Annotated in this window: 25 protein-coding genes and 1 tRNA gene; 15 read left to right on the forward strand and 11 right to left on the reverse strand. The window is 67.7% G+C overall.

Going from position 1 to position 24,612, the window contains the following annotated elements; all coding sequences use genetic code 11:
* Positions 1-77 precede the first annotated feature (77 nt).
* Positions 78-1,295 (reverse strand): MFS transporter, encoded by a 1,218-nt coding sequence (locus R9B84_RS01260; RefSeq protein ID WP_423758965.1) that lies wholly within the window; start codon positions 1,293-1,295, stop codon positions 78-80.
* A 325-nt stretch (positions 1,296-1,620) separates the two neighbouring features.
* Here R9B84_RS01260 and R9B84_RS01265 point away from each other — a divergent pair, with 325 nt between their 5' ends.
* The 3 genes from R9B84_RS01265 (at position 1,621) to R9B84_RS01275 (ending at position 4,327) form a co-directional block, all read left to right on the forward strand.
* Positions 1,621-2,280: a HugZ family protein gene (locus R9B84_RS01265; RefSeq protein WP_423758966.1), complete on the forward strand. Its 660-nt coding sequence runs from the start codon at positions 1,621-1,623 to the stop codon at positions 2,278-2,280.
* Positions 2,281-2,636: 356 nt separating this feature from the next.
* Positions 2,637-2,930: an H-NS family nucleoid-associated regulatory protein gene (locus tag R9B84_RS01270; protein WP_006491875.1), complete on the forward strand. Its 294-nt coding sequence runs from the start codon at positions 2,637-2,639 to the stop codon at positions 2,928-2,930.
* A gap of 239 nt (positions 2,931-3,169) precedes the next feature.
* On the forward strand, positions 3,170-4,327 hold the full coding sequence (locus R9B84_RS01275; RefSeq protein ID WP_423758967.1) for a cation diffusion facilitator family transporter: 1,158 nt from the start codon (positions 3,170-3,172) through the stop codon (positions 4,325-4,327).
* A 42-nt stretch (positions 4,328-4,369) separates the two neighbouring features.
* On the opposite strand, the gene R9B84_RS01280 is transcribed toward R9B84_RS01275, so the two are convergent.
* The 3 genes from R9B84_RS01280 to R9B84_RS01290 all read right to left on the reverse strand — a co-directional run bounded on the left by R9B84_RS01280 (position 4,370) and on the right by R9B84_RS01290 (position 6,220).
* Complete coding sequence (locus R9B84_RS01280; protein WP_006477376.1) at positions 4,370-4,840, reverse strand: Lrp/AsnC family transcriptional regulator; 471 nt, start codon at positions 4,838-4,840, stop codon at positions 4,370-4,372.
* A gap of 79 nt (positions 4,841-4,919) precedes the next feature.
* Positions 4,920-5,579, reverse strand: coding sequence for an exonuclease (locus R9B84_RS01285; protein WP_027788625.1), 660 nt, complete (start codon positions 5,577-5,579; stop codon positions 4,920-4,922).
* Positions 5,576-6,220, reverse strand: a complete 645-nt coding sequence (locus tag R9B84_RS01290; protein ID WP_069246884.1) for an MBL fold metallo-hydrolase — start codon at positions 6,218-6,220, stop codon at positions 5,576-5,578. Before R9B84_RS01290 ends, R9B84_RS01285 begins: the two co-directional genes overlap by 4 nt.
* A 655-nt stretch (positions 6,221-6,875) precedes the next feature.
* Here R9B84_RS01290 and R9B84_RS01295 point away from each other — a divergent pair.
* A complete protein-coding gene (locus R9B84_RS01295; RefSeq protein WP_423758968.1) occupies positions 6,876-7,487 on the forward strand; it encodes a septal ring lytic transglycosylase RlpA family protein in 612 nt (203 codons plus the stop codon).
* 79 nt (positions 7,488-7,566) lie between these two features.
* Here the strand turns inward: R9B84_RS01295 and rsmI are convergent, their stop codons facing one another.
* On the reverse strand, positions 7,567-8,445 hold the full coding sequence (rsmI, locus tag R9B84_RS01300; protein WP_423758969.1) for a 16S rRNA (cytidine(1402)-2'-O)-methyltransferase: 879 nt from the start codon (positions 8,443-8,445) through the stop codon (positions 7,567-7,569).
* 46 nt (positions 8,446-8,491) lie between these two features.
* Between rsmI and R9B84_RS01305 the strand changes: the two genes are divergently transcribed.
* The 9 genes from R9B84_RS01305 to R9B84_RS01345 all read left to right on the forward strand — a co-directional run bounded on the left by R9B84_RS01305 (position 8,492) and on the right by R9B84_RS01345 (position 14,892).
* Entirely contained in the window at positions 8,492-8,920 is a 429-nt protein-coding gene (locus R9B84_RS01305) for a YraN family protein (protein ID WP_172902952.1), read from the forward strand.
* 126 nt (positions 8,921-9,046) lie between these two features.
* On the forward strand, positions 9,047-9,628 hold the full coding sequence (locus R9B84_RS01310) for an SIS domain-containing protein (protein ID WP_065498753.1): 582 nt from the start codon (positions 9,047-9,049) through the stop codon (positions 9,626-9,628).
* 17 nt (positions 9,629-9,645) lie between these two features.
* A complete protein-coding gene (locus R9B84_RS01315; protein ID WP_423758970.1) occupies positions 9,646-10,446 on the forward strand; it encodes a BON domain-containing protein in 801 nt (266 codons plus the stop codon).
* Positions 10,443-10,796 (forward strand): c-type cytochrome, encoded by a 354-nt coding sequence (locus tag R9B84_RS01320; RefSeq protein ID WP_065498752.1) that lies wholly within the window; start codon positions 10,443-10,445, stop codon positions 10,794-10,796. Before R9B84_RS01315 ends, R9B84_RS01320 begins: the two co-directional genes overlap by 4 nt.
* Before the next feature lie 66 nt (positions 10,797-10,862).
* A tRNA-Ala gene (locus R9B84_RS01325) sits at positions 10,863-10,938 on the forward strand.
* A 207-nt stretch (positions 10,939-11,145) separates the two neighbouring features.
* A complete protein-coding gene (locus tag R9B84_RS01330) occupies positions 11,146-11,580 on the forward strand; it encodes a hypothetical protein (protein ID WP_262539662.1) in 435 nt (144 codons plus the stop codon).
* 123 nt (positions 11,581-11,703) lie between these two features.
* Positions 11,704-12,351 (forward strand): PspA/IM30 family protein, encoded by a 648-nt coding sequence (locus R9B84_RS01335; RefSeq protein ID WP_423758971.1) that lies wholly within the window; start codon positions 11,704-11,706, stop codon positions 12,349-12,351.
* 33 nt (positions 12,352-12,384) lie between these two features.
* Entirely contained in the window at positions 12,385-13,044 is a 660-nt protein-coding gene (locus tag R9B84_RS01340) for a YqiJ family protein (RefSeq protein ID WP_423758972.1), read from the forward strand.
* A 90-nt stretch (positions 13,045-13,134) separates the two neighbouring features.
* On the forward strand, positions 13,135-14,892 hold the full coding sequence (locus R9B84_RS01345) for a flotillin family protein (RefSeq protein ID WP_423758973.1): 1,758 nt from the start codon (positions 13,135-13,137) through the stop codon (positions 14,890-14,892).
* 72 nt (positions 14,893-14,964) lie between these two features.
* On the opposite strand, the gene R9B84_RS01350 is transcribed toward R9B84_RS01345, so the two are convergent.
* Both R9B84_RS01350 and R9B84_RS01355 read right to left on the reverse strand, forming a co-directional pair.
* The gene (locus R9B84_RS01350) at positions 14,965-16,368 is read right to left on the reverse strand and encodes an enolase C-terminal domain-like protein (protein WP_423758974.1); all 1,404 of its coding nucleotides are present in this window, start codon (positions 16,366-16,368) and stop codon (positions 14,965-14,967) included.
* 62 nt (positions 16,369-16,430) lie between these two features.
* Positions 16,431-17,771 (reverse strand): MFS transporter, encoded by a 1,341-nt coding sequence (locus R9B84_RS01355; protein ID WP_423758975.1) that lies wholly within the window; start codon positions 17,769-17,771, stop codon positions 16,431-16,433.
* A 313-nt stretch (positions 17,772-18,084) separates the two neighbouring features.
* Here R9B84_RS01355 and R9B84_RS01360 point away from each other — a divergent pair, with 313 nt between their 5' ends.
* Both R9B84_RS01360 and R9B84_RS01365 read left to right on the forward strand, forming a co-directional pair.
* Positions 18,085-18,708 carry a DUF2239 family protein gene (locus tag R9B84_RS01360; RefSeq protein WP_423758976.1) on the forward strand — a complete coding sequence of 208 codons (624 nt, stop codon included), beginning with the start codon at positions 18,085-18,087 and terminating at the stop codon, positions 18,706-18,708.
* Positions 18,709-18,724: 16 nt separating this feature from the next.
* On the forward strand, positions 18,725-20,056 hold the full coding sequence (locus R9B84_RS01365; RefSeq protein ID WP_423758977.1) for a carotenoid oxygenase family protein: 1,332 nt from the start codon (positions 18,725-18,727) through the stop codon (positions 20,054-20,056).
* Between the two features lie 13 nt (positions 20,057-20,069).
* Here R9B84_RS01365 and R9B84_RS01370 read toward each other — a convergent pair whose 3' ends face one another.
* Genes R9B84_RS01370 through R9B84_RS01385 form a run of 4 tightly spaced genes read right to left on the reverse strand, consistent with a single transcriptional unit; the run spans position 20,070 to position 24,332 of the window.
* Positions 20,070-21,236 (reverse strand): ABC transporter permease, encoded by a 1,167-nt coding sequence (locus tag R9B84_RS01370; protein WP_423758978.1) that lies wholly within the window; start codon positions 21,234-21,236, stop codon positions 20,070-20,072.
* Positions 21,237-21,244: 8 nt separating this feature from the next.
* Entirely contained in the window at positions 21,245-22,399 is a 1,155-nt protein-coding gene (locus R9B84_RS01375; protein ID WP_423758979.1) for an ABC transporter permease, read from the reverse strand.
* Between the two features lie 21 nt (positions 22,400-22,420).
* A complete protein-coding gene (locus tag R9B84_RS01380) occupies positions 22,421-23,119 on the reverse strand; it encodes an ABC transporter ATP-binding protein (RefSeq protein ID WP_423758980.1) in 699 nt (232 codons plus the stop codon).
* A 7-nt stretch (positions 23,120-23,126) separates the two neighbouring features.
* Positions 23,127-24,332 carry an efflux RND transporter periplasmic adaptor subunit gene (locus R9B84_RS01385; RefSeq protein WP_423758981.1) on the reverse strand — a complete coding sequence of 402 codons (1,206 nt, stop codon included), beginning with the start codon at positions 24,330-24,332 and terminating at the stop codon, positions 23,127-23,129.
* Positions 24,333-24,612: the final 280 nt, after the last annotated feature.

The following is a 24,612-nucleotide window of genomic DNA, read 5'->3' on the forward strand; positions in this document are numbered from 1 at the left end:
CAACAAGCGGTCAACAGAAGGGGCGAAAGCGCGCATGCGGCAACGCATGCGCGCTTTCTTTTTGGCTGACGGGCGGGTCAGATCTTCAGGTGCGCGAGTACTTTCGGCGCGACGGCTGCGACGAGCGCCGCGCACAGCGCGACGACCGACAGGCCGATCGTCAGGTTCGCAGCCTGCGCGACCGCACCGATCACGACCGGACCGAACAGCAGTCCGAAATACGCGAGCCCGGCCACATGCGCGAGCCCTTCGGCCGCGTGGATGCCTTTCACGCGCGCGGCGGCCGCGAACAGCACGGGCATCATGTTCGCGAGGCCGAGGCCCATCAGCGTGAAGCCGGTCAACACGGCGGCCGGATACGGCAGCAGCAGCGCGCCGATCATCCCCGCGCACGCGAGCGACGCGCTCGCGAACACCAGCTGCGGCGCGCCGAAGCGGGCGCGCACGGCGTCGCCCGCGAAGCGCGCGATGGCCATCCCGCCCGAGAACGCCGCGTACGCGGCGCTCGCGAGCGCGGGGCTCGCCGCGACGACGTCGCGCATGTAGACCGTTGCCCAGTCGTACATCGCGCCTTCGGCGATCAGCGCGACGAGCGCGATGCCGCCGAGCATCCACAGCGCGGGCGAGCGCCAGCGGTTGCCGCCGCCGTGCGCATGTTCGTGGTGCGGCACATGCGGCAGCACGGCCGGGCTCGCCACCACGAGCACCGTAGCGCTCACTGCCGCCGCGAGCGCGAGATGCGCGGCCGGCGCCATGCCGGCCGACAGCAGCGCGCCGCCGGCCGCCGCGCCCGACATCCCGCCGATGCTGAACATCCCGTGCAGCGACGACATGATCGGCTTGCCGATCGCGATCTCGACCGCGCTGGCCTCGGCGTTCATCGCGACGTCGAGCGTCGCCATCGAGAAGCCGAACAGCGCGAGTACGGCGAGCAGCATCCAGTAGTCGGGCACGACGAGGATCAGCGCCGCGCACGCGGACATCACGAGCCCGCCCGCGAGGCACGCGGTACGCGAGCCGACGCGCGCGATCCAGCGCGCGATGGTCAGCATCGCGGCGATCGAGCCGCCGGCGACCGCGAACAGCGCGATCGACAGCAGCCCGGGGCTCAGCGCGAACTTGTCGCGCACGGTCGGCACGTGCACGCCCCACGACGCGTACATCATGCCGGCGACGAAGAACAGCGCCATCGACGCGGTGCGCGCACGCTGGCGGGCCGGGAGCGACAGCACGCGATGCGCGTCGGGCGGCGCGGCAAACGGGGACGACGATTCGGGGGAGGCGGATTCGGACACGGAAGGCTCGTCTAGAAATGCGCGGACGCACGCGGCGTCCGTCGGAATCGTCCGATTCTATCGAACCGCTTACGATCCTGCCGGGTGCTGCCCGTTGGACCGATGATTTGGCAATCCGGCAATCCGGCAATCCGGCAATCCGGCAATCCGGCAATCCGGCGATCCGGCGATCCGGCGATCAGGCCACGTCGCGGCAGCGCGCCGTCCGTCCGGTGCCTCGCGCCGCATCGGCCGTTCGGCCGATACGCGGCGCGCAGCGCCCGCGGGTAACATCGAAGCACACGCGGCGTGCTCGAAGCGCCGCCTCTCGACCGCAGGAGTCCTCTTGAACATCGATCCCGCCTTCGCCCTGCATCTGCTGCACCGCTGCGCGCTCGGCACGCTTGCCACCCATGCGCACGATCCGCAGGGCTTCCCGTATCCGACGGTCGTCCCGTTTGCACCCGATGCAAGCCATCGTCCCGTGATTCTCGTGAGCGGCCTCGCCGAACACACGCGCAATCTCGCCGCCGATCCGCGCGCGGGTTTTCTCGTCGTCGACGCGCCCGACGGCGACGTGCTGAACGCCGAACGCGCGACGCTGCTCGGTCGTTTCGTGCCGCTTGGCGACGATCCGCACGTCGCCGCACGATACCTGCGCTACGAGCCGGACGCCGCGCGCTATCTCGCGCTCGGCGATTTCACGTTCTGGGCGCTCGATACCGAGCGGCTGCGCTATATCGGCGGCTTCGGGCTTATGGGCTGGGTCGACGGCACGCATCTCGATGCGCTGCCGCCGCTCGGGTTCGACGAGGAACAGGCGCTGTGGGACGCATACGATACCGGCGACGCGTGCCGCGACGGGCTCGACTTGCTCGGCGTCGATCGCCACGGCGCCGACTGGCGGTGCGGCGGCCGCCGCGTGCGCACGCCGTTCGACGCGCCGCCGGCCGATGCCGGCGCGCTGCGCGACCGGCTGATCGCATGCGCGCGGGATGTGACGTGACGTCGCGGGCAACTCGGCTTGTCCATTTGGCAAGCTGCGTCATCCGATTTTCGCAAACCTGTCGTCCGATGAAAGCTTTGATTTTTCGTATGCAGGGTAATTGCGTATATTGATAACCTTAATGGGCAATCGCTAATGTCCTAATCTCTGTGTAGCAACGTAAAAATTTGAGAAAAGGCCGCGGCCGGTCAAAATGACATGTGCGAATTACAATTGGTCTCGGGATTTTCGTGAATCTCGCTTCTATCAAATCTTTTTTGTGCTAATCTCTGCCTTCGAAAATCCGAGGCACATATATTTCATGAATGGTGAGCTGGCAGAAGACTGGCGCCATTAGTCAGATAGAAAGGGAAACTATGTCTTCTTACAAGGACCTGCTGGCCCAGCGGGAGAAGCTGGAGAAGCAAATCGAGGAAGCGAAGTCGCGTGAATACGCTGAAGTGCTGAATGACGTGAAGCAGAAAATTGCCGACTACGGCTTTTCGCTCGCCGAACTCGGTCTCAGCCGCGCGAAGGCAGGTAAGGTTGGCCGTCCGCGCGCAGGTGTGGCCGCGAAATACCGCGATCCGGAAACGGGCGCGACGTGGTCGGGCCGTGGCAAGCCGCCGCGCTGGATCGCCGGCAAGAACCGCGAACAGTTCGCGATTTAAACGTTTGTTTAAGTCGTCTGCTCAAAAGAGCCGCGTGTCCGTTCAGGAGCGCGGCTTTTTTGTTTCCGGACGCCGGCCGGCACGCGAGCGATGTCATGAAAATGTAATAATGCCGCGTGAATGAAAATGCGACACGTTCGTATAAGCGATTGATTTGAATAAGAAATTTGTGGGTATTGGCGGGGTTCGCGGGGCGCCTTTGATAGAATTGCGTATCGCACACCGATATCTCATATTTCATGTCCACGTTTTCCGGCGACGCGCAAAGCGCAGATAAGCACGCTGTTGCGCGCAAGAGCACGCTCGTCAGTATTGTTCTGAATGTCGTGCTTGCGACATTTCAGATAGTCGTCGGCGCGATTGCGCATTCGCAGGCATTGATTGCCGACGGTGTGCATTCGATTTCCGATTTGATCTCGGATTTCGTCGTGCTGGTTGCGAATCGGCATAGCGGCGCATCGCCGGACGCCGACCACAATTACGGACACAGCCGCTACGAGACGGTCGCGTCGCTGTTTCTCGGCGCGATCCTGATTGCGGTCGGAATCGGCATGCTCTGGCGCGCCGGCGACCGGCTCGTTAATCTCGAAAACATCCCGGCCGTCCATTTTTCCGCATTGATCGTCGCGCTGACTGTGCTCGTGTCGAAAGAAGCGCTGTTTCGCTACATGCTGCGCGAAGCGCGGCGCGTGCGCTCGGCGATGCTCGTCGCGAATGCATGGCATGCGCGCTCGGACGCCGCGTCGTCGCTCGTCGTCGCGATCGGCATCGTCGGCAGCCTGGCCGGCGTGCGGCTGCTCGACCCGATCGCGGCGGCGATCGTCGGCTTCATGGTCGCGCGGATGGGTTGGACGTTCGGCTATGACGCGCTGCAGGACCTTTCCGACCGCGCGCTGGACACGACCGACACGGCCGAAATCCGCGCGCTGCTCGCGGCGACGCCCGGCGTGCGCGACGTGCACGACCTGCGCACGCGCAAGATGGGCGATGCCGCGCTCGTCGACGCGCACATCCTCGTCGATCCGAAGATATCCGTCTCCGAAGGGCATTACATCGCCGAGACCGCGCGTGCGCGCGTGCTGACCGACCCGCGCGTGCTCGATGCGCTGATCCACGTCGATCCCGAGAACGACGCGGCGCGCCGTCCGGCGCTCGCGCTGCCGCCGCGCGGCGAGATCGCGGCACGGCTCGAAGCCGCGCTCGCGCAGCGCGGGCTGCGCGCGGCGGCGATCAACCTGCATTACCTGAGTACGGGGCTCGAGATCGACGTGACGCTCGCGAGCGATCCGGGCGACACCGATGCGGTGCTGGCCGGCCGGCTCGACGCCGACGCGCTCAAGCGCGAGTTCGGCGCGCGCCGGATCGGCTTCACGCGCGCGATGCCCGGGCAGGCGTGACGTGACGCCCGCGAACGCGGGCCGGCCGTGCGGGCCTGTGCGTTACAGCGGCAGTTGCGTGTCGAACTTGATTTCGCGCAGCACGACGCTCGTGCGCACCTGCGACACGGCCGGGATCTTGAAGATGCGTTCGTGCAGGAACACGTCGTAGGCCTTGATGTCGGGCGCGACGATCTTGAGGATGTAATCGGCTTCGCCGGTCGTGCTGTAGCACTCGGTGACTTCCGGGCAGGTCGCGATCTCGCGCTCGAACTGCTCGACGCCGCCTTCGTTGTGGCGGGTCAGGTGCACGTGCGCGAGCGCGCAGACGTGCAGGCCGAGTTTCTCGCGATCGAGCAGCGCCGTGTAGCGCTGGATCACGCCGGACTGTTCCATGTCCTTGATGCGGCGCCAGCACGGCGTGCTCGACAGGCCGACCTGGTCGGAGATTTCCTGCACGGAACGGCGCGCGTCGAGCTGCAACAGGCGAAGGATTTTTTGCGAAAAGGAATCGAGCGTCACCTGCGCCTCCATGCGGCAGCTACAACACGCTGAATGTTAGAGGGCCGGGAAAGGAAAGGCAATCTGGCGTGGCGCCGTTGAGCGAGATTCGCTAATTTGCTCGCGGATCCGTGGGATTTTGTCCCGCCCCCGCGTTTTCCGACCGATCGGTGTCCGACACGGCGAGGCCCGCGAGCGCGGCCTGCTGCCGGCGCAGGTCGGCGAGCATGTTGCAGAACAGCGCGCCTTGCTCGATCGCGTCGTCGAGCGCGACGTGCGTGTGCGGGTGATCGTCGAACCAATGCTTCGGAAAGCGCGGCTTGATCGCCTTGCGGTACGGCAGCCCCGTCATCGCGAACGCGAGCGTCTTGATGTCGAGCGCCGACCACGAGAACGGGCAGCGTCCCGCGAAGCGCATCATGTACCAGAACATGAACGTGAAGTCGAAACCGGCCGGCATCGCGACGAACACGGGCTTGCCGGGCAGCGCCTCGACCCAGTCGACGTACGCGACCAGCGCCGCCTCGGGCGCCTGCAGGTCGCGCCGGCACGCGGCCCATGCTTCGGGCTCCGTCTTCCACCACGCTTCCTGCACCGGATGCGCCTGCGCGCCGGGCAGCGTCTCGAGGTTCGCCGAGAACGTAGCGATCAACTGCTTGTCCTCGGTATAGGCGGCCGATGCGAAGCTCAGCATCGAGTGCGGGCCGGGAATCGGGCCGTCGGCCTCGACGTCGGTGCTGACGTAGATTTCCGGGATGGCGGTCTGGTTCATCCGAACACCTTGTCTGACACGAACGGGTTCGTGCGGCGCTCGTCGCCGAACGTCGACACGGGGCCGTGGCCCGGCACGAACGTGACGTCGTCGCCGAGCGGCCACAGCTTTTCCTTGATCGAACGGACGAGGTCTTCATGATTGCCGCGCGGGAAATCGGTACGGCCGATCGAGCCCGCGAACAGCACGTCGCCGACGATCGCGACGCGGTGCGCGCGACTGAAGAACACGACGTGGCCCGGCGTGTGGCCCGGGCAGTGATAGACCTCGAGCGTCTCGTCGCCGAACCGCACGGTGTCGCCGTCGTTCAGCCAGTGGTCGGGCTCGAACGTTTCGGCGGCCGGAAAACCGAAGCGCTCGCTTTGCATCGGCAGCTTCTCGATCCAGAAGCGCTCCTCTTCCTGCGGCCCCTCGATCGGCACGCCGTAGTGCGTCGCGAGCGTCTTCGCGCCCGCGCAGTGATCGATGTGCCCGTGCGTGAGCAGCACCTTCTCGACCTGCACGTTCTGCCGCGCGACTTCCTGTTCGATCCGGTCGAGATCGCCGCCCGGATCGACGACGGCGGCGCGGCCCGTCTTCTCGCAGACGAGCAGCGAGCAGTTCTGCTGGAACGGCGTGACCGGAATGAGCGTGACTTTCATGGAGACACCGGCGGCTAAAAGAAGCGATTGTACCGGTCGCGCGCGCTGCCTGCCGCCCGCGTGGTGCACCGAGCGACGCGCGTCTACGGGCAATTCCGGAGCATGTCGATTGTTACCGCAATAGAGAGAATCAATGGTCCGGCCGGGCCGCTTTTCGAGACGGCGTTTTGATTTATGTATAATGCGCCCTATTGAGCGTGAATTTCGCGCAATTCGCTGGTGTTTCGGCCCCGTTAAAAGAGGCGTCGAAATCACCGTCAAGCATCAGCCGCCGGGGAGTCCGGCGGTGTATCCAGCACCGAGCATTCGGTGCTCACGTCTTGTCCGGCCGGGTGCTGCGCGCCCGCCTGCGGCCCTGCTGCCGCGCCGCCGGATGAGGCCTGTGCCGCCGTTCCTGTGCGTTGGTCGTATCGACGCGCGCGAACGTGAAGCCATGTTCGATGGCGGCATGTGGGGTCTGGTCAGGCTGTTGGGGACAGGTTGCGCCAGACGTGAAAGCTAATCAGGACGGTTGCGGCATAGACGAAAGCCGCGCCCATGCTAGCCGCCTGCTCGCATTCGAGCGGGGCGTGCACGCATTTGCCGTCCGGGCCGCGTATGTGCGCTGTGAAGCAGCGTCGTGAAGGAGCGGCTCGAACCAGAAGGCGACACGTCGATGAACGTACGATTTCCGAGTCGATTCGGGACCATTGCATTATTTTTTGCGTTGACGGGCTGCGCGGTGCCACCCAGCCAGACCACCGGCAGCGCGAACCAGAAGAACGCGGTCGACAAGACGGCCGCTGCCGCGAAGGCAGACAACGACAAGCAGCAACTGAATTTCGATTCCGCACTGGCGTCGATGCCGGCTGCCGACGGCAAGGACGGGAAGAAGCCGTCGCTGGCGGATGCCGAGCCGATCGACGGCAAGGACGTGTCCGACTTCCGCCAGACGGGGCGCGCGTCCTGGTACGGGCGGGATTTCCACGGTCGCCGCACCGCGAACGGCGAGCGTTTCAACATGAACGCGCTCACCGCCGCGCACCGCACGCTGCCGCTGTCGTCATACATCAAGGTGACGAACGCGTCGACCGGCAAGTGGGTCGTCGTGAAGGTCAACGATCGCGGGCCGTTCAAGCGCGGCCGTGTGCTCGACCTGTCGTATGCGGCCGCCAAGGTGATCGGCCTCGTGCACGCCGGCACGGGCCGCGTGAAGATCGAAGGGCTGTCGCCGCAGGAAGCGCGCGAGGCACGCGACGAAATGCTCGCGTCGGTCTCGACGAAGTAACGCGGCGGATCCGTCCGCTCATGCACAAAGGGCTGCCTTCCGGCAGCCCTTTGTCGTTTCCGCGCGGCACCGTCGCGCGTCAGCCCTCCTTCAGCACCAGCGCACGCGCATACAGCACATTGCGCGACGCGCCCGTCAGCGCGGCCGCGAGCTTGGCCGCGCTCTTCACCGGTACTTCTTCCAGCAGCAGCCTGAGCAGCGCGTCGTGTGCGGTGTCGTCGGCTTCGCCGCTCGTCGCGGGCGCGCCTTCGACGACCAGCACGAATTCGCCGCGCAGCCGGTTCGCATCGCCGGCGAGCCAGGTCTGTCCTTCGGCCAGGGTGCCCTGGAACAGTTGCTCGTGTAGCTTGGTGAGTTCGCGCGCAATCAGCAGCCGGCGCGCGGGGCCGAATGCGTCGGCGAGCGCGGCGACGGTTTCGGCGATCCGGTGCGGCGCTTCGTAGAACACCAGCGCATACGGGTGCGACACCAGTGCCTGCAGCGCGGTTGCGCGCTGTTTGGCCTTCGGCGGCAGGAAGCCCGCGAACGTGAATGCGCCGGCCCAGTCGCCGGCCACGCTCAGCGCGGTCACGGCCGCGCTCGCGCCCGGCAGCGGGATCACCGCGAAGCCGGCGGCGCGCACTGCATCGACGAGCCGCGCGCCGGGGTCCGAGATGCCGGGCGTGCCGGCGTCCGATACGTAGGCCACGCGTTCGCCGCCGCGCAGCAGTTCGATCACGCGCTGCGCGGCTTCGCGTTCGTTGTGCTCGTGCACGGCGACGAGCGGCTTCGAGATCCCGTAGCGGGCGAGCAACTGGCCCGTGTTGCGGGTGTCTTCGGCCGCGATGCGGTCGGCGAGGCCGAGCACGTGCAGCGCGCGCAGCGTGATGTCGGCGGTGTTGCCGATCGGCGTGGCGACCACGTAGAGCGCGGCGCTCGGGTAGTGCTGCGTATGCGCGAGTTCGAGGAGGGCAGTCATGGCAGGCAGTGCACGCAATCGCGGCGCAGGCGGAACAAGGACGGCATTGTGCCACGCGGAGGCGGCGCGGCCGGATGGCGGGCGCGGTTTGCCGCGCGCGGGCGACAACTTTTCCGGTGCGGCGCGATCCAAACCGGTCGGCGCGGCATTCGAGCAGCGTGCACGGCAGTTTCTCGAACGCCGTGGCCTCGTGTTCGTTGCGGCGAACGTGACGATGCGGCGCGGCGAGCTCGATCTCGTGATGCGCGAGCCCGACGGCATGCTCGTGTTCGTCGAAGTGCGTGCGCGGCGCAGCGTCCGTCATGGCGGCGCGGCCGCGAGCGTCGGCTGGCGCAAGCGGCGGCGTCTGGTCGCGGCGGCGCTGCAGTTCTGGGCGCGGCACGGTGCAGGTGCCGCATGCCGTTTCGACGTCGTCGCGTTCGAGGCCGGGCGGCTCGTGTGGCTGCGCGACGCATTTCGTACCGACGATGCGTAGCCGCGAGCTGTGACGAGATGTAAAGAGTTCTTGCCGAAGCCCCGGAGAGGGTGCCGGAGTACGGTAAACTCGCCGCACCCACGATGTCGCGCGATGCGTGCCACGCGCCCAGTTCACCAGGAATCGATGTCAGTCGAACGTATTCAGCAACAATTTCGCGACAGCGCCGCGCTTCACGCCGAAGCGGCCGACGCGCTGTCGTTGCCGATCGCAGCCGCGGTCGACGCGATGTTCGCCGCGCTGGCGAACGGCAACAAGATCGTCGCGTGCGGCGACGGCCCGTCGGCCGCCGCCGCGCACTATCTCGCAGTGTCGCTCGTCGGCGGCTTCGAGCGCGAGCGTCCGGGCCTGCCGGCGATCGCGCTGGCCACCGATGCGTCGCAGGCCGGCCTCGCGGGTGCGGCTGCCGAGCAACTGTTCGCGCAACAGGTGCGCGTGCTCGGCCAGACCGGCGACATCCTGCTGGTGCTCGACCCGACCGGTGCGTCGCCGCGCGTGCTGGCGGCGATCGACGAAGCGCACGAGCGCGAGATGACCGTCGTCGCGCTGACGGGCGGCAGCGGCCACACGGTCGCGGCCGCGCTGGCCGACACCGATATTCCGATCAGCGTGCCCGCCGTTCGCGCGGCGCGCATCCACGAAGTCCATCTGCTGACTATCCACTGCCTGTGCGACGGCATCGACGCGATGCTGCTGGGTGAGGATTGAACGAAGGAGAGCCGTCGATGAATCAAAGCCGCGTCAAACAGACGCTCGTCAGAACCACGCTGCTCGCCGCGCTGACCGCGGGCCTCGCCGTGTCGCTGCAGGGCTGTGTGCTCGGGGTCGTGGGCGCAGCGGCCGGCGGCGGCGCGCTGATCGCGACCGATCGCCGTACGCTCGGCGCGCAGACGGAAGATCGCGAGATCCAGGTCAAGGCGCTTTCGCAGATCAACAACGGGCTGCCCGACCAGTCGCACGTGAACGTGACGGTGTTCAACCGCCGCGTGCTGCTGACGGGCGAAGTGCCGAACGACGCGTCGAAGCAGCGCGCCGAGGAAATCGTGCGCGCCATCAACAACGTGAACGGCATCGTCAACGAGTTGTCGGTTGAGCCGGCGGCGTCGTTGTCGTCGCGCGCGAACGACTCGTACCTCGAAGGGCGCGTGAAGTCCGAGCTGATCGCGACGAAGGGCATTTCGGCGAACTACTACAAGGTCGTCAGCGAGCGCGGCAATCTTTACCTGATGGGCCTCGTGACGGTCGACGAAGGCAATCGCGGCGCCGAAGCCGCGAGCCAGGTGCCGGGCGTCGAGAAGGTCGTGAAGGTGTTCCAGTACGTCAAGCCGCAGGATGCGCAGGCGCTGCAGGCCGCGTCGCCCGCGAGCGGCGCGTCCGGCACGCAGGCTGCCGCCGCGCCGGCGGACACCGCGACGGTCGGTGCGGTGCCCGACGCGTCGGTGCAGTCCACGCCGCTGCAGCCGCCCGCGCCGATCTCGAATTCGTCGAACGTGCACCCGGGCAACCCGAAGGCGCCGTCGCAATGAAGGTCGCGCAGATGAAACAGTGGATGGTGCAGGGCGCCGCGGCCGCGGCGCTCGTGGCCGGCACGCTGGGCGCCGCGCACGCGGACGTCGGCGACGGCCTGAAGGTGGCGCGTGGCAACGCATGCATGGGCTGCCATGCGGTCGACCGCAAGCTGGTCGGCCCGTCGTTCAAGGATATCGCTGCCCGCTACAAGTCCGATCCGCAGGCCGTGGCGAAGCTGCAGAAGAAGGTGAAGGAAGGCGGCTCCGGCGTCTGGGGTGCAATTCCGATGCCTGCGCACCCGCGCATGAGCGACGCCGACGTCCGTTCGGTGGTCGAGTGGGTGCTGGCCGGCGCGCCGTCAAAGTGACGCTTCAGGGGTGATGAACCCCCTATTGCCAAGCGCGGAAATGCGTGTGTATGATGGTCGACTGATGGGGCGGTAGCTCAGCTGGGAGAGCGTCGCGTTCGCAATGCGAAGGTCGGGAGTTCGATCCTCCTCCGCTCCACCAACGGAATTCGAAGGGCTCGGTCGCAAGACCGGGCCCTTTTTGTTTTTGGCGACGCCGGCGCCTCGCATTTATCCCAAAATACAAACGTATACATTTGCATACGGACGCACTATGCTTTGAGCAAGCGACTCGAAGGGGCTGAACGTCATGCAAACCGTATCGGTACGAATTCCAGAGGACGATCTCGCGTGGCTGGTCGAACTGCAATTGCCGGATGCGACGAGCCCGAGCGACAAGATTCGCGCGCTGATTGCCGACGCGCGCCGCCGGGTCAAGGGGGCGCACGATTTCGTTCGCTGTGCGGCGCTGTTCAGGGAACAGGTGCGGCCGGTGCTCGACGCGATCGACGCCTACGAACACGCCACGCATCAGCGCTCCGAAATCGTGACGTTGCTCGCGGCACAACTCCCGGAACTCATGGCCAGCCTCGTAACGGCGGCGCCGCCGGGCAAGCCGATCGGCGAGGCCGCCGGCGAACTTGAAGCGCGGCTGACCGCGAAGAGCATGCGCCTGCTGCTCGGCATGCTGCGCCTGGCCGTGACCGGCAATCCCCCCGTCTATCAACCGGCCGTGCTCGATTCATACGTGCACGAGGTCAAGGAACTGGCGAACCTCATTCAGCCGGCGCAGGCAAATCCGTGAGCAGCCCGCGAAGCCGGCATCTGGAGGCCGGGCCGACCTGGCCCGCCTGAATCCCTGAAGGAGTGACAAGTCGTGACGACAGAACATTTCGGAATCCGGGTCAAAAGGCTGTTGACCGCGAACGTGCATGCGCTGATCGGTTCGCTGGAAAGCCGCATGCCGCAAGCCATCCTCGAGCAGTACCTGCGCGAATTCGACGATGTGATCGCGCAGGCGCGGGTGGTGCTGGGGCGACACGAAGCCGCGCGGTACCAGGCGGCCAAGGCGATCGCGCGCATCAACAACGAGATCGAGCGGCTGAACGACCTGCTTGGCACCGCGCTCGGGCGGAACGACGATGCGGCCGTGCGTGCCGGCGCGGAACGGCAGATCGAGCTGGAGGACCAGCTCGGCGTGCTCCAGCAGTCGCTTCACGAGGCGAGCGAGTGCGCGCAGGTCGCCGAGGCCGACCTGCTGGGCCTGCGCGCGAAGCGGGCGGAGATGGAAGCGGGGCTGCGCGAGCTGATCGCGGCGCGCGCGGCCGCGCCCGGCGAAGGCGAGCGTCGCACGCAGGGCACGGCGGGCGCCGACCCGAGGGCGGAGCAGCTCGAACAGGGTTTCAACCGAACGATGGCCGGCGCGACCGGGACGGCGGGGTTGGGCACCAGTCCTTCGTCGGCCGATCCGTCGTTGTTGCATCGCCTCGAAACGCTGCACAAGGAACAGCGGATCGAGGAGCGCGTCGCCCGCCTGAAGTCGCAACCCGGAACGCTGGCGGACGACATGTCCTGATGCTTCGTTTCCGAACCTGAGAGCAAAACGATAATGACTTCTTCACTGATGCTGCCGGGCAACGCACCGTTCATCGTCGCGATCGCACTGATGATCGTCATCGGGGTACTGGAGTGCGTGTCGATGCTGCTGGGGCTGAGCCTGACCGAGCATGCGGGCCACTTGCTCGTCCTGCATTTCGGTCTCGACCACGCCGACGGCGGCCCCGACGCCGGCGTCGTCGGCCAGTTTCTCGGCTGGCTGCATGTCGGCCGGGTTCCGCTGCTGATCCTGCTGATCCTGTTCCTGCTCGGCTTTTCGGTTCTCGGGCTCGCATTGCAGACGTCCCTGCAGGCCGTGGCGGGTTTCATGCTGCCCACCGCGCTGGCCGTGGGGCTGGCGACGGTCGCGGCGCTGCCGTTCGTGCGTCATACCGGCAAGTTCGTCGCGCGCTTTCTCCCGCAAAGCGAAACCACGGCGGTTTCCGAAGCCGATTTCATCGGCCGCACCGCGCGGATCGTCACCGGTGAAGCGTCGCTCGGCAATCCGGCCGAAGCGCGGCTTGTCGACGAACACGGTCAGCAGCACTACGTCCGGGTGGAGCCGGACGAGGCAGGCCGGACTTTCGCGAAAGGCACGACGGTCCTGCTCGTATCGCGCATTTCGGGTTCGCGTTATCACGCAATCGAAAATCCCCGCCCCGAACTGCTCTGAATCCCGTTTTGCCAGGCGGCCGCCGTTTCGGGCGGCGGGGACTGGCGCACCTTGCTGTCACCATCCGTACACAGGAGTCGAACAAACATCATGATGAATGCACTCTCATTCTGGGGCGCTGTCGCATTGGCAGTGGTGGTGGGTATCTGCGTGATCGGCATGATTTTCGCGCGTCTATACGTCCGCGCGTCCGCGGAGCGGGCCTTCGTCCGCACCGGTCTCGGCGGGCAGAAGGTGATCATGAGCGGCGGCGCGGTGGTGCTGCCGGTGTTTCACGAGGTGATCCCGATCAACATGAACACGCTGAAGCTCGAAGTGAGCCGCGCGTCGCACGACAGCCTCATCACGAAGGACCGGATGCGCGTCGACGTGGTCGTCGCATTCTTCGTGCGGGTCGCACCGACCGAGGAAGGCGTGTCGACCGCGGCGCAGACGCTCGGCCAGCGCACGCTCGCGCCGGAAAACCTGCGCGCGCTTGTCGACGACAAGTTCGTCGATGCGCTGCGCTCGACTGCCGCGCAGATGACGATGCAGGACCTGCAGGACGCCCGCGAAAAATTCGTGCAGGGTGTGCAGAACACGGTCGCGGAAGATCTGACGAAAAACGGGCTGGAGTTGGAAAGCGTGTCGCTGACCAATTTCAACCAGACGTCGAAGCAGTACTTCGATCCGAACAATGCGTTCGACGCCGAAGGTCTGACGAAGTTGACCCAGGAAACCGAGCGGCGCCGCAAGGAGCGCAACGAGGTCGAGCAGGACACCGAGGTGGCCGTCCGTGAAAAGAACCGCGACGCGCTTTCCCGCAAGCTCGAAATCGAGCAGCAGGAAGCGTTCATGAAGCTCGAGCAGGAGCAGCAGGTCAAGACGCGCTCGGCTGAGCAGAACGCCCGCATTGCCGCGTTCGAGGCCGAGCGTCACCAGGAGGCGGAACAAAGCCGGATCGTCGCCGAACGGCAGATCCAGGAATCCGAGATCCAGCGCGAGCAGGCGGTGCGTACCCGCAAGGTGGAGGCGGAACGCGAAGTGCGCGTGAAGGAGATCGAACAGACGCGGGTGACGCAGATGGCGGCGATCGAGCAGGCGAAAGTGACCGAAATCGCGCAGCAGGAGAAGGAGATCGTGATCGCGGAGAAGTCCGAGGCGCAATCTCAGGCGCAGGCGCGCGCGAGTGCATCGCTCGCGGACGCGGTGCGTGCCGAGCAACTGGTCGAGACGACGCGCAAGACCGCCGAGGCGGATCGCGCGAAGCAGGTCGCGCTGATCGAAGCGTCCCAGGAGGCGGAAACGCAGGCGGTTCACATTACGACGCAAGCGCGGGCGGAACGGGATGCGGCCCAGATGCAGGCTGCCGCGATGGTCGAGCTGGCCGAGGCGGCGCGCAAGAAGGGGCTCGCGGAGGCCGAGGCGCAGCGTGCGCTGAACGACGCGATCAACGCGCTGTCGTCGGACCAGACCAGCCTCAAGTTCAAGCTCGCGCTGCTGCAGGCACTGCCGGGCGTGATTCAGCAGACCGTCGAGCCGATGAAGTCGATCGACGGCATCAAGATCATCCAGGTCGACGGGCTCAATCGCAACGGCGCGGCGGACGGCGGCGCACCGGCCGCGGCAGGGGGCAATCTGGCCGAGCAGGCGATGTCCGCGGCGTTGTCCTATCGTGCGCACGCACCGCTGATCGATTCGCTGCTCGGCGAAATCGGCCTGTCCGGCGGATCGCTGCAAGGGATGGTGCCGGCGATCCATCCGAGCAAGCCTGCGGCGAGTCCTGCACCGGTGACGCACGCCGTACCGGTGGCGCACCCCGCACCAGCCGCCGCGGCTTCGCGCGAGGGCGGTGCCGAGACCGCATGACGCGGGAAGCGGCGCATCGGCCGCCGGCCGGGCCGGCGGCCCGGCAGGTGCTTCTTGCTTCCCGCCGTCCCGTCACCCCCGCCCGAAACTCGGCCGCTTCGGATCGTACGTCCACCCCGGCACGAGATAGCGCATCGCAACCGCGTCATCACGCGCGGTGCCGCCCACCTCGTTGTACAGCGCATGCGCGGCCTCGACCTGTGCCATGTCGAGTTCGATCCCGAGCCCCGGCCGCTCCGGCACGGCCACCTTGCCGCCGACAATCGCGAGCGGCTCGCGCGTGAGCCGCGCGTCGCCTTCCTGCCAGATCCAGTGCGTGTCGATCGCGGTGATCGTGCCGGGCGCGGCCGCGGCCGCATGCGTGAACATCGCGAGCGACACGTCGAAGTGGTTGTTCGAGTGCGAGCCCCACGTGAGCCCCCAGTCGCGGCACAGCTGCGCGAGCCGCACCGAGCCCTGCATCGTCCAGAAATGCGGATCGGCGAGCGGGATGTCGACCGCCTGCAGCCGCACCGCGTGATCCATCTGCCGCCAGTCGGTCGCGATCATGTTGGTCGCGGTCGGAATGCCGGTCGCGCGGCGGAATTCGGCCATCACCTCGCGGCCCGAATAACCGCCTTCCGGCCCGCACGGATCTTCCGCGTACGCGAGCAGGTGGCCTTGCCCGCGGCACAGCGCGACGGCTTCGTCGAGCGACCACGCACCGTTCGGGTCGAGCGTCGTGCGTGAATCCGGGAAACGCGCCTTGATCGCCGCGATCGCTTCCATCTCGTCGGCGCCGGCCATCACGCCGCCCTTCAGCTTGAAGTCGGCGAAGCCGTAGCGCTCGACCGCGGCTTCGGCCTGCCGCGCGATCGCGGCCGGCGTGAGCGCCGCTTCGTTGCGCAGCCGGAACCACGGATCCGATGCGTTCGTTTCGTCGCGATACGGCAGATCGGTGCGGCGCCGGTCGCCGATGTAGAACAGGTACGCGAGCATCGGTACCGCGTCGCGCTGCTGGCCTTCGCCGAGCAGCGCCGCGACCGGCACGTCGAGATGCTGGCCGAGCAGGTCGAGCAGCGCGGCCTCGATCGCGGTGATCACGTTGTCGAGCCGCAGGTTGATCTCGTGCGGCTGGCGCAGCACGGCCGCCTCGCCGGCCGACGTCACCTCGTGCCGGATCGTGCGGCCCGCACCCGCACCCGCACCTGCGCCGGACAGCGCCGCGCGCACCGCGTTGAGCGTTGCCTGGTAGCGTCCGATCGACTGGCCGACCACCCGATCCGTCATGCGCTCGAGCGCGTGGCGGATTCCTTCGCCGCCCGGCACTTCGCCGACGCCGGTGTGCCCGCTGCTGTCGTCGAGGATCACGAGGTTGCGCGTGAAGTACGGCGCATGCGCGCCGCACAGATTGAGCAGCATGCTGTCGCGGCCGGCGACGGGAATCACCTGCATGTGCGTGACGCGCGGGGTGCCGGCACGGCGTGATTCGGACATCGGTTCGCTCCTGGTTCCGGTGGCGCGCGGGCCGCCGGACGCGCCGGCGCGGCCCGCGCCGTTCATTGAAGCTCGACGCGGCGGATCTCGCCGACGACGAACAGGTAGCAGATCACGGCGACGAGCGCGTGCGCGACGACATAAACGAGCGCGCCGTTGAACGAGCCGCTGCGGTCGACGATGTAGCCGATCGCGATCGGCGTCGTGATGCTCGACAGGTTGCCGCACGTGTTGAGCAGCGCGCCGCTCAGCCCCGCGATCTGGCGCGGCGCGGTGTCCGCGTTGACGGCCCAGCCGAGCGCGCCGAGCCCCTTGCCGAAGAACGACAGCGCCATGAACAGCACGACGAGCACATGCGAATCGGTGTAGTTGCAGACGATCATCGACATCGACAGCAGCATGCCGAACACGATCGGCACCTTGCGCGCGACCGACAACGACCGGCCCCGCTTGAGCAGCGCGTCGGATACGACGCCGCCGAGAATTCCGCCGAGGAACCCGCACACGGCCGGGATCGACGCGACGAGCCCCGCGTTGAGGATCGACATCCCGCGCGCCTGCACGAGATAGACGGGAAACCACGTGATGAAGAAATAGGTGAGCGCGTTGATGCAGTACTGCGCGACGTACACGCCGATCAGCATCCGGCTCTTCAGCAGCGCCTTCACGTGGCGCATCGACGGGCCGCCGCCGTGCGCGCCCGTCGCCTGGTCGATGTTGACGAGCGCGCCGCCTTCTGCGAGGTAGTCGAGTTCCGCGCGGTTGATGTTCGGGTGGTCCTTCGGGTCGTACATCGTGCGGTTCCACACCACGACGAACGCGAACCCGATCACACCCATCACCGCGAACACCGACTGCCAGCCGAACGCGTGCACGAGCCAGCCCATCAGCGGCGCGAATACGACGGTCGCCGCGTACTGCGCGGCGTTGAAGATCGCCGACGCGGTGCCGCGCTCGGCGGCCGGGAACCACGCGGACACGATCCGGCTGTTGGCCGGAAACGACGGCGCCTCGGCCGCGCCGACCAGGAAGCGCAGCCCGAACAGCAGCGCGAACGCGGCCGCGCCGCCGAAGAAGCCGATCGAGCCCTGCAGCAGTGTGAACAGCGACCAGAAGAAGATGCTGAACGCATAGACGATGCGCGACCCGTAGCGGTCGAGCAGCCAGCCGCCCGGCAGTTGCGCGACCACGTACGACCAGCCGAACGCGGAGAAGATAAAGCCGATCTGCACGTGGCTCAGGTGCAGCGCGCGGGCGAGGCTCGGGCCGGCAATTGCGATCGCCGCGCGATCCGCGTAGTTGATCGTCGTGACCGCGAACAGGACGGCCAGCACGAGCCAGCGCACGCGTGTGCGCCGGGCCGTTGCCGACGCGGACGCCGGCAGCGCTTGAAGCGGATTCATGACTGTCTCCTCCGAAAGGCGGAAGGTGCCGTCGTGCGGCAGGCGCGTCGGGTGCGCGCGTTGATTGTGCAGGCGCCCCGACCGGAGGCCGGGCGCCGGACGCCGATACAGGCAGGGCGTCCGGGCCATTCTGTCATGTCGAAAGCTTCGCTTTCATGCCAATTGCTGACTCGATCGATTCAGCATTTGAATCGATCGGCCCGAAGTGGCCAGCATCGGGGCGGTTGCCGAATTTTACCCGGATGATATTGACATTCAATTTATACCCGGATAAAAATAACGACATTCTGATTCCTGCCTGCGGGCGACCACGATGACAACCTCCACGCTTCTTCCTTCGTACACGGCTTTCGACGGCCACCGGCGGCTCGCGTCGGGCCCGCTTGCGACGGTTGCACTCGCGGTCAGGCAAGCCGGCGATGCAACGTCAGGCACGATCCTGATCTTCGACGACGCGACGGGCCGCTCGATCGACCTCGACCTGCGCGGCACGGCGGACGATATCCGCGCGCGCTATGCGCCGCCGCCGGGCGACGCGCCCGGTGCCGCCGGCGAGCCGGCCGGCGCGGGCGAACAGCGCGGCCGCGGCCGGCCGAAGCTCGGCGTCGTATCGCGCGAGGTCACGCTGCTGCCGCGTCACTGGGAATGGCTCGGCACGCAGCCGGGCGGCGCGTCCGTCGCGCTGCGCAAGCTCGTCGAGGACGCGCGGCGCACGCATGCGGCGGCCGACCGGCGCCGCGACGCGCAGGCGCGCGCGTACCACTTCATGTCGGCGATGGCGGGCGACCTGCCCGGTTTCGAGGAGGCCGCGCGGGCGCTGTATGCGAACGACCCGGCGCGGCTGGCCGAGCTGATCGCCGGATGGCCGGACGACGTGCGCGACCATGCGCTCGCGCTGGCGCGCGGCGACCTGCCGCCGTCCACCGAAGACTGCTGACGGAACGCTCGACGCGATGACCTCATTCGACCTGAACCGCGGCGCGATCGCGCCGGTTGCCGACGAAGTCGACGTCGTCGACCTGCGCGTGACCGGCGCCATCCCGCGCGAACTCGACGGCACGCTGCTGCGCAACGGCCCGAATCCGCCGGGCGGCCGCTTCGAAGGGAACGATGTGCTGTCGTGGTGGCCGGAAGCCGCGATGCTGCACGCGATCGCGTTCGAAGGCGGCCGCGCGGCCGGCTACCGGAACCGCTGGGCGCGCACGCGCCGCTGGGCCGCCGTGCATGCGCCGGCACAGGCGCCGCATCTGCCCGACACCAATCCGAACGTGAACGTGCTGCAGCACGCCGGCGAATTGCTCGCGCTGGCGGAGGGCGGCGCGCCGTTCGCGATCACCGCCGCGCTCGATTCGCTCGGCGTGCCGGCGCGGCACGCGGGCTTCGACGGCGGGATGACCGCGCATCCGAAGGTCGATCCGGAAACAGGCGAACTGATCGCGTTTCGCGCGGACTGGCGCGCGCCTTGGCTGCGCTACGGCGTCGTCGACGCACAGGGCGTGCAGCGCGTCGACATGGCGGTCGAGGTGCCCGCGCCGTCGATGATGCACGACCTCGCGATCACGGCAACCCGCAGCCTGCTGCTCGACCTGAACGTCGGCTACGACTTCTCGATGCTGAAGCAGGGCCATCGGATGCCGCTGCGCTGGCACGACGACCGGCCTGCGCGCATCGGCGTGATCGCGCGCCACGGCGGCGAGGTCCGCTGGTTCGACATCGAGCCGTGCTTCATCCAGCACGTCGTGAACGCGTACGACTGCGACGAATCGTGCATCGTGCTCGACGTGGTGCGCTATCCGTGGTTCCTGCGGCTCGATGCGCGCAGGGGCCGCTTTGCGGACAACCCGGTCGGCGAGCTGTGGCGCTACGTGATCGATACGGCGAACGGGCTGATCGACGAAGGGCTGCTCGCCGACGGCGGCATCGAGCTGCCGCGCATCAACGAAAGCCGCACGGGGCGCCGCTACCGCTATGTGTATGCGGTCGAGCAGCCGAACCCGGCGGAAATGCGCGGCGTGATGCGCTTCGACCACGCGCGCGGCACGACGACGCGCTACGCGGTGCCGGCCGGCGACCAGAACGGCGAGCCGGTGTTCGTGCCGCGCCCGGGCGGCGTCGACGAGGACGACGGCTGGCTGCTGGTGGTGGTCTACCGCGCGGCGACGGATACGAGCGACGTCGTGATCCTCGATGCGCGCGCGATCGATGCGGGGCCGGTCGCGACCGTGCACCTGCCGCGCCGCGTGCCGGCCGGGTTCCACGGCGCGTGGGTGCCGCACGTGCGCTGAGCGGCCGCGCGCGTCACTGCGCGCGCAGCGCGTCGACGATCTTCAGCCGCGCGGCGCGCATCGCCGGCAGGAATCCGCCGACGAGCCCCATCACGAGCGAGAACAGCAGCGTCTTCACGACGATCGCGGGCGTCAGCACGAAACGGAACGACAGGTCCGCGAAGGTCTGGAAGTTGGTCGTCGAGAACGACGCGAACTGCATCAGCGACGCGCACGCGAGCCCCGCGACGCCGCCGACGAAGCCGAGCAGCAGCGCTTCCAGCAGGAACGCGGCGAGCACGTTCATGCGCTTGAAGCCGAGCGCGCGCAGCGTGCCGATCTCGGCGACGCGGTTCGCGACCGACGCATACATCGTGATCATTGCGCCGATCATCGCGGCGATCGAGAAGATCGTCGACAGCGTGATGCCGAGGATGTTGATGAACTTCGACAGCGCCTTCGACTGGTCACCGTAGAAGGTCTGCTCGCGCTTCGCCTCGTCGGTCAGCCGCGGGTCGACGTCGATGTCGGCCTTGAAGCGCGCGAAGCCGTCGGCGCTCGGGATGCGCAGCACCATCGACGAGTAGCTCGTGCGCCGGAACGACTGCATCAGCTGGTCGACGTCGCCCCAGATCTCCGAATCGAAGCCGCTGCCGCCCGCGTCGAAGATGCCGACGATGGTCCAGTCGCGCTGCGCGAAATGCAGGCTGTCGCCGAGCTGCGTGCCGCTGAAGCCTTTCGCGATCGCGCTGCCGACGATGATTTCCGACGAGCCGGGCACGAACATGCGGCCGGCCACCAGCTTCACGTGCGGGCGCAGCGCGAGGCCGGACGGCGACACGCCGCGGATCACGACGTTCGATGGCTTGCCGCTCGACGTCTTCACGAGCGAGATCAGCACGACCGCTTCCTTCGACACGAGCGGCCGGCCGTCGCGGCCGAGCGCGACGGCCGGGTGCATCTCGAGCGCGTTGGCCTGCTGGTGGTCGATCGAACTCTGGATCTCCGTTTCGGCGCCCTTGCGGATCACCACGGCGTTGTCGGGTTCGCCGGTCGACACGAGCGTCTGCGTGAGCCCCGCGTCGAGCATCTGCACCGTCGCGAACACGAAGATCACGAGCGCCATCCCGCCCGCGGTGAGCGCGGTGGTGAGCCGCCTGGTCCACAGGTTGCGCGCGATGTAGGTGAGCGGGATCGCCATGCGTGTGTTTATCCGATCGCCCGCAGGCCTTCGACGACGCGCACGCGCGCCGCCTGCCACGCCGGCACGATCGCGGCCGCGACGCCGACCGCGACCGAGCACGCGGCTTGCAGCACGACCGTCTCGGCCGACACCCTGAATACCGGGAAGATGCCGCCGGCCGCCTGCTTGAACAGGCTCGCGGCGGGCGGCGTCGCGAGGATCCCGAGCCCGCCGCCGGCCACCGCGATCACGACCGATTCGCCGAATACGATCAGCGCGAGAAAGCCGGGGCCGAAGCCGAGCGCCTTCAGCGTCGCGTATTCGGCCGTGCGTTCGCGCGCGCTCATCGCCATCGCGTTGGCCATCACGGCCATGATGATCAGGATCACCACGTACGACACCAGGCGGATCGCCGCGATGATCTGGTTCGACATCGCGACGAAACCGAGCTGGAACGCCTTCTCGGTCTCGGTCAGCGTCTCGGCGAGCGAGTTCTTGAACACGGCGTCGACGTTGCGCGCGATCGACGCGCCATCGTCGGGGTTCGCGACGCCGAGCACGAATACGCCGACCTGGTCGGCCTGCTTCGGCGTGCGCTGTCGCACCGTCTCGTTCAGGTAGTCCCAGTGGAACACCATCTGGCGCGTGATCGTCGAATCGTCGCGGCCGTCGAGGATCCCGCGCACGACGAAGTCCCACGTGCCCGGATAGATGGTGCCCTTCAGCGGAATCACGTCGCCGACCTTGAAGCCGAACTGCGTCGCGAGCTGGCGTCCGACCAGGCAGCCGCGGCGGTCGCGGTTATAGTCGGCGCGCTGCTGCGCGGGCAGGATGAATTCCGGATACAGGTCGAGATAGTTCTCCGACACCGCGAAGCTCGCGAAGAAGTTCTTCGGGTCGCGGTAGATGCCGCCGAACCAGTTCGAGCGGACCACGGCCGTCACGCCGTCGATGCCGCGTATCCGGTTCTCGTAGCTGACGGGCAGCGGAAACACGAGCGAGATCGCGTTGCGCGTGACGAGCCGCCCGCTGGACGCGGCGGCCGCGCCCGCGTACCACGCGTCGACGACCGTGTGCAGCAGCCCGAACGCCAGCACCGCGATGGTGAGCCCGAGCACGGTCAGCAGCGTGCGCAGCCGGTGCCGCAGCGCGTTGCGCGCGATCAGTTTCAGCACGTACATCGCGCGCGCTCCCGCAGCCGGTCAGCCGGCGTGCCCATCGATCAGCTCCCCTTTTTCCAGATGCACGAGCGACTGCGCGGCGCCGGCCGCGTGCGCGTCGTGGGTCACCATGATGATCGTCTTGCCGAGCTCGGCGTTCATCCGCTGCAGCATCGCGAGCACGTCGGTGGCCGACGCGCGGTCGAGGTCGCCGGTCGGTTCGTCGGCGACGATCAGCACGGGATCGGTGATCAGCGCGCGCGCGATCGCGACGCGCTGCTGCTGGCCGCCCGACAGCTCGGACGGGTAATGGCTCGTCCGGTCACTGAGGTTCACCATGTCGAGCACCAGCTCGACACGCTCGCGCCGCTCGCGGCGCGACAGGTGCGTGAGCATCAGCGGCAGCTCGACGTTCTCGTACGCGGTGAGCACCGGCATCAGGTTGTAGAACTGGAAGATGAAGCCGACGTTCGCCGCGCGCCATTCGGCCAGTTGCGCCTCCGCGAGCTGCGAGATGTCGAGGCCGCCCACGCGCAGCTCGCCGCTGTCGGGCCGGTCGATGCCGGCCACCAGGTTCAGCAGCGTGCTCTTGCCGGAGCCCGACGGCCCCATCAGCGCGACGAAGTCGCCCTCGCCGATATCGAGCGTGATGTCGGTCAGCACGGGCACGATCTGGTTGCCGCGCCGGTACGACTTCGCGACGTGGCTGATCTCGACGAGGGGCGGCGACGCGTCGTTCACGCTGGCGCTACTTCTTCGCGACGGTCACTTGCGCGCCGTCCTTCAGCTTCGCACCCGGCGCGAGCACGACCGTATCGCCGGGCTTCACGCCGCGGATCGCGACGAGTTCGCCGATCCGCATGCCCGTCGTCACGGCCGCCGCGCGCACGGTGTCGTCCTTCACGACGAACACGACCGGCCGGCCGTCGCGCTCGACGACCGCGCTCGCCTGTACGGCCGTCACGGGCTGCCGGTCCTGCGCCGACACGGGCTTCGACAGGAACGCGATCTTCGCGCTCATGTCGGGCAGCACGCGGTCGTCGCGGTCGACGAAGCGCACCTTCACGAGCACGGTGGCCTTCGAGCGGTCGACGGTCGGCACGATGCGCGACACGCGGCCCGCGAAGCGCATGTCGGGCAGCGCGTCGAGCTGGATCTCGCACGGCTGCTCGGCGCGGATCTTCGCGATGTTCGATTCGGCGACGTCGGCCTCGACCTCGAGCGTGTCCATGTCGGCGATCGTCACGACCGCGCCCTTGCTGTCCGACGCGGACGAGAACGGCGTGATGTTGTCGCCGACGTTCGCATGCTTGGCGAGCACGATGCCGTCGAACGGCGCGCGGATCACCGTCTGGTCGACCGCGACCTGCGCGGCCTGCGCGTTGGCGTCGGCGGACGCGATCGCGGCCTCGCCGCTGCTGAGCGACGCGCGCGCCTTGTTCACGCGGGCCGTATCGATGTCGAGCTGCGCGGCCGGCACGGCGCCCCTCGGCGCAAGCGCCGCGGTGCGGCGGAACGCGATTTCGGCGTCCTTCAGCTCGGCCTGCTGCACGCCGAGGTTCGCGCGGGCGACCTTCGCCTGCGCGAGCGCCTGTGCCCGCGACGCCTCGACGTCGCGGCTTTCGAGGCGCGCGATGATTTCATCCTTCTTCACGCGCGTGCCCTCGAGCACGCCGAGCCATTCGACGCGCCCCTGGCCCTTCGACGCGACCGCGGCCTTGCGCTGCGGCACGACGTAGCCGGTCGCATTGAGTTGCGTGTCGTTCTGGTACGGGTAGGCAGACGTGACGGACGTGGTTTCGACCGTCGGCCGGCCGGTGAGTGCGACCCCGGCGACGATCGCGACGATGGCGATCGCGGCGGCGACCGCATAACGGATCCACCGGCGCCGGCGTGGCGCCGGTGCGATCGGACGCCGGTCGATTTTCAGTTTGTCCAGATTGTGATCGGGCAATTTGAGCGCCTCGCGACGGCGGCGGTCTGGCGACCGGCCGCGATCCGGTTTCCGGGGAAAGGGACGGATGGACGCCCAGTATAGCGTCGCGGGGAAGTGCGCGAGAGTCGGTTTGCGGAGCCGCCGCGACCGCCGGCGGACGGGCCGCGCGATGCCGGATACGCGTGCCGGTCGGCCGGAAACCCGCGTCGTCGGGGAAAACCCGAGAGGCGCAAGCCGCGTGTCAACTTGCCGCGAAGGCGGCGCGTTATGGAGCCAGTACGTCAGTCTTTGTCGCGGC

Source organism: Burkholderia sp. NLJ2 (assembly GCF_049487195.1).
Classification (GTDB): domain Bacteria; phylum Pseudomonadota; class Gammaproteobacteria; order Burkholderiales; family Burkholderiaceae; genus Burkholderia; species Burkholderia pyrrocinia.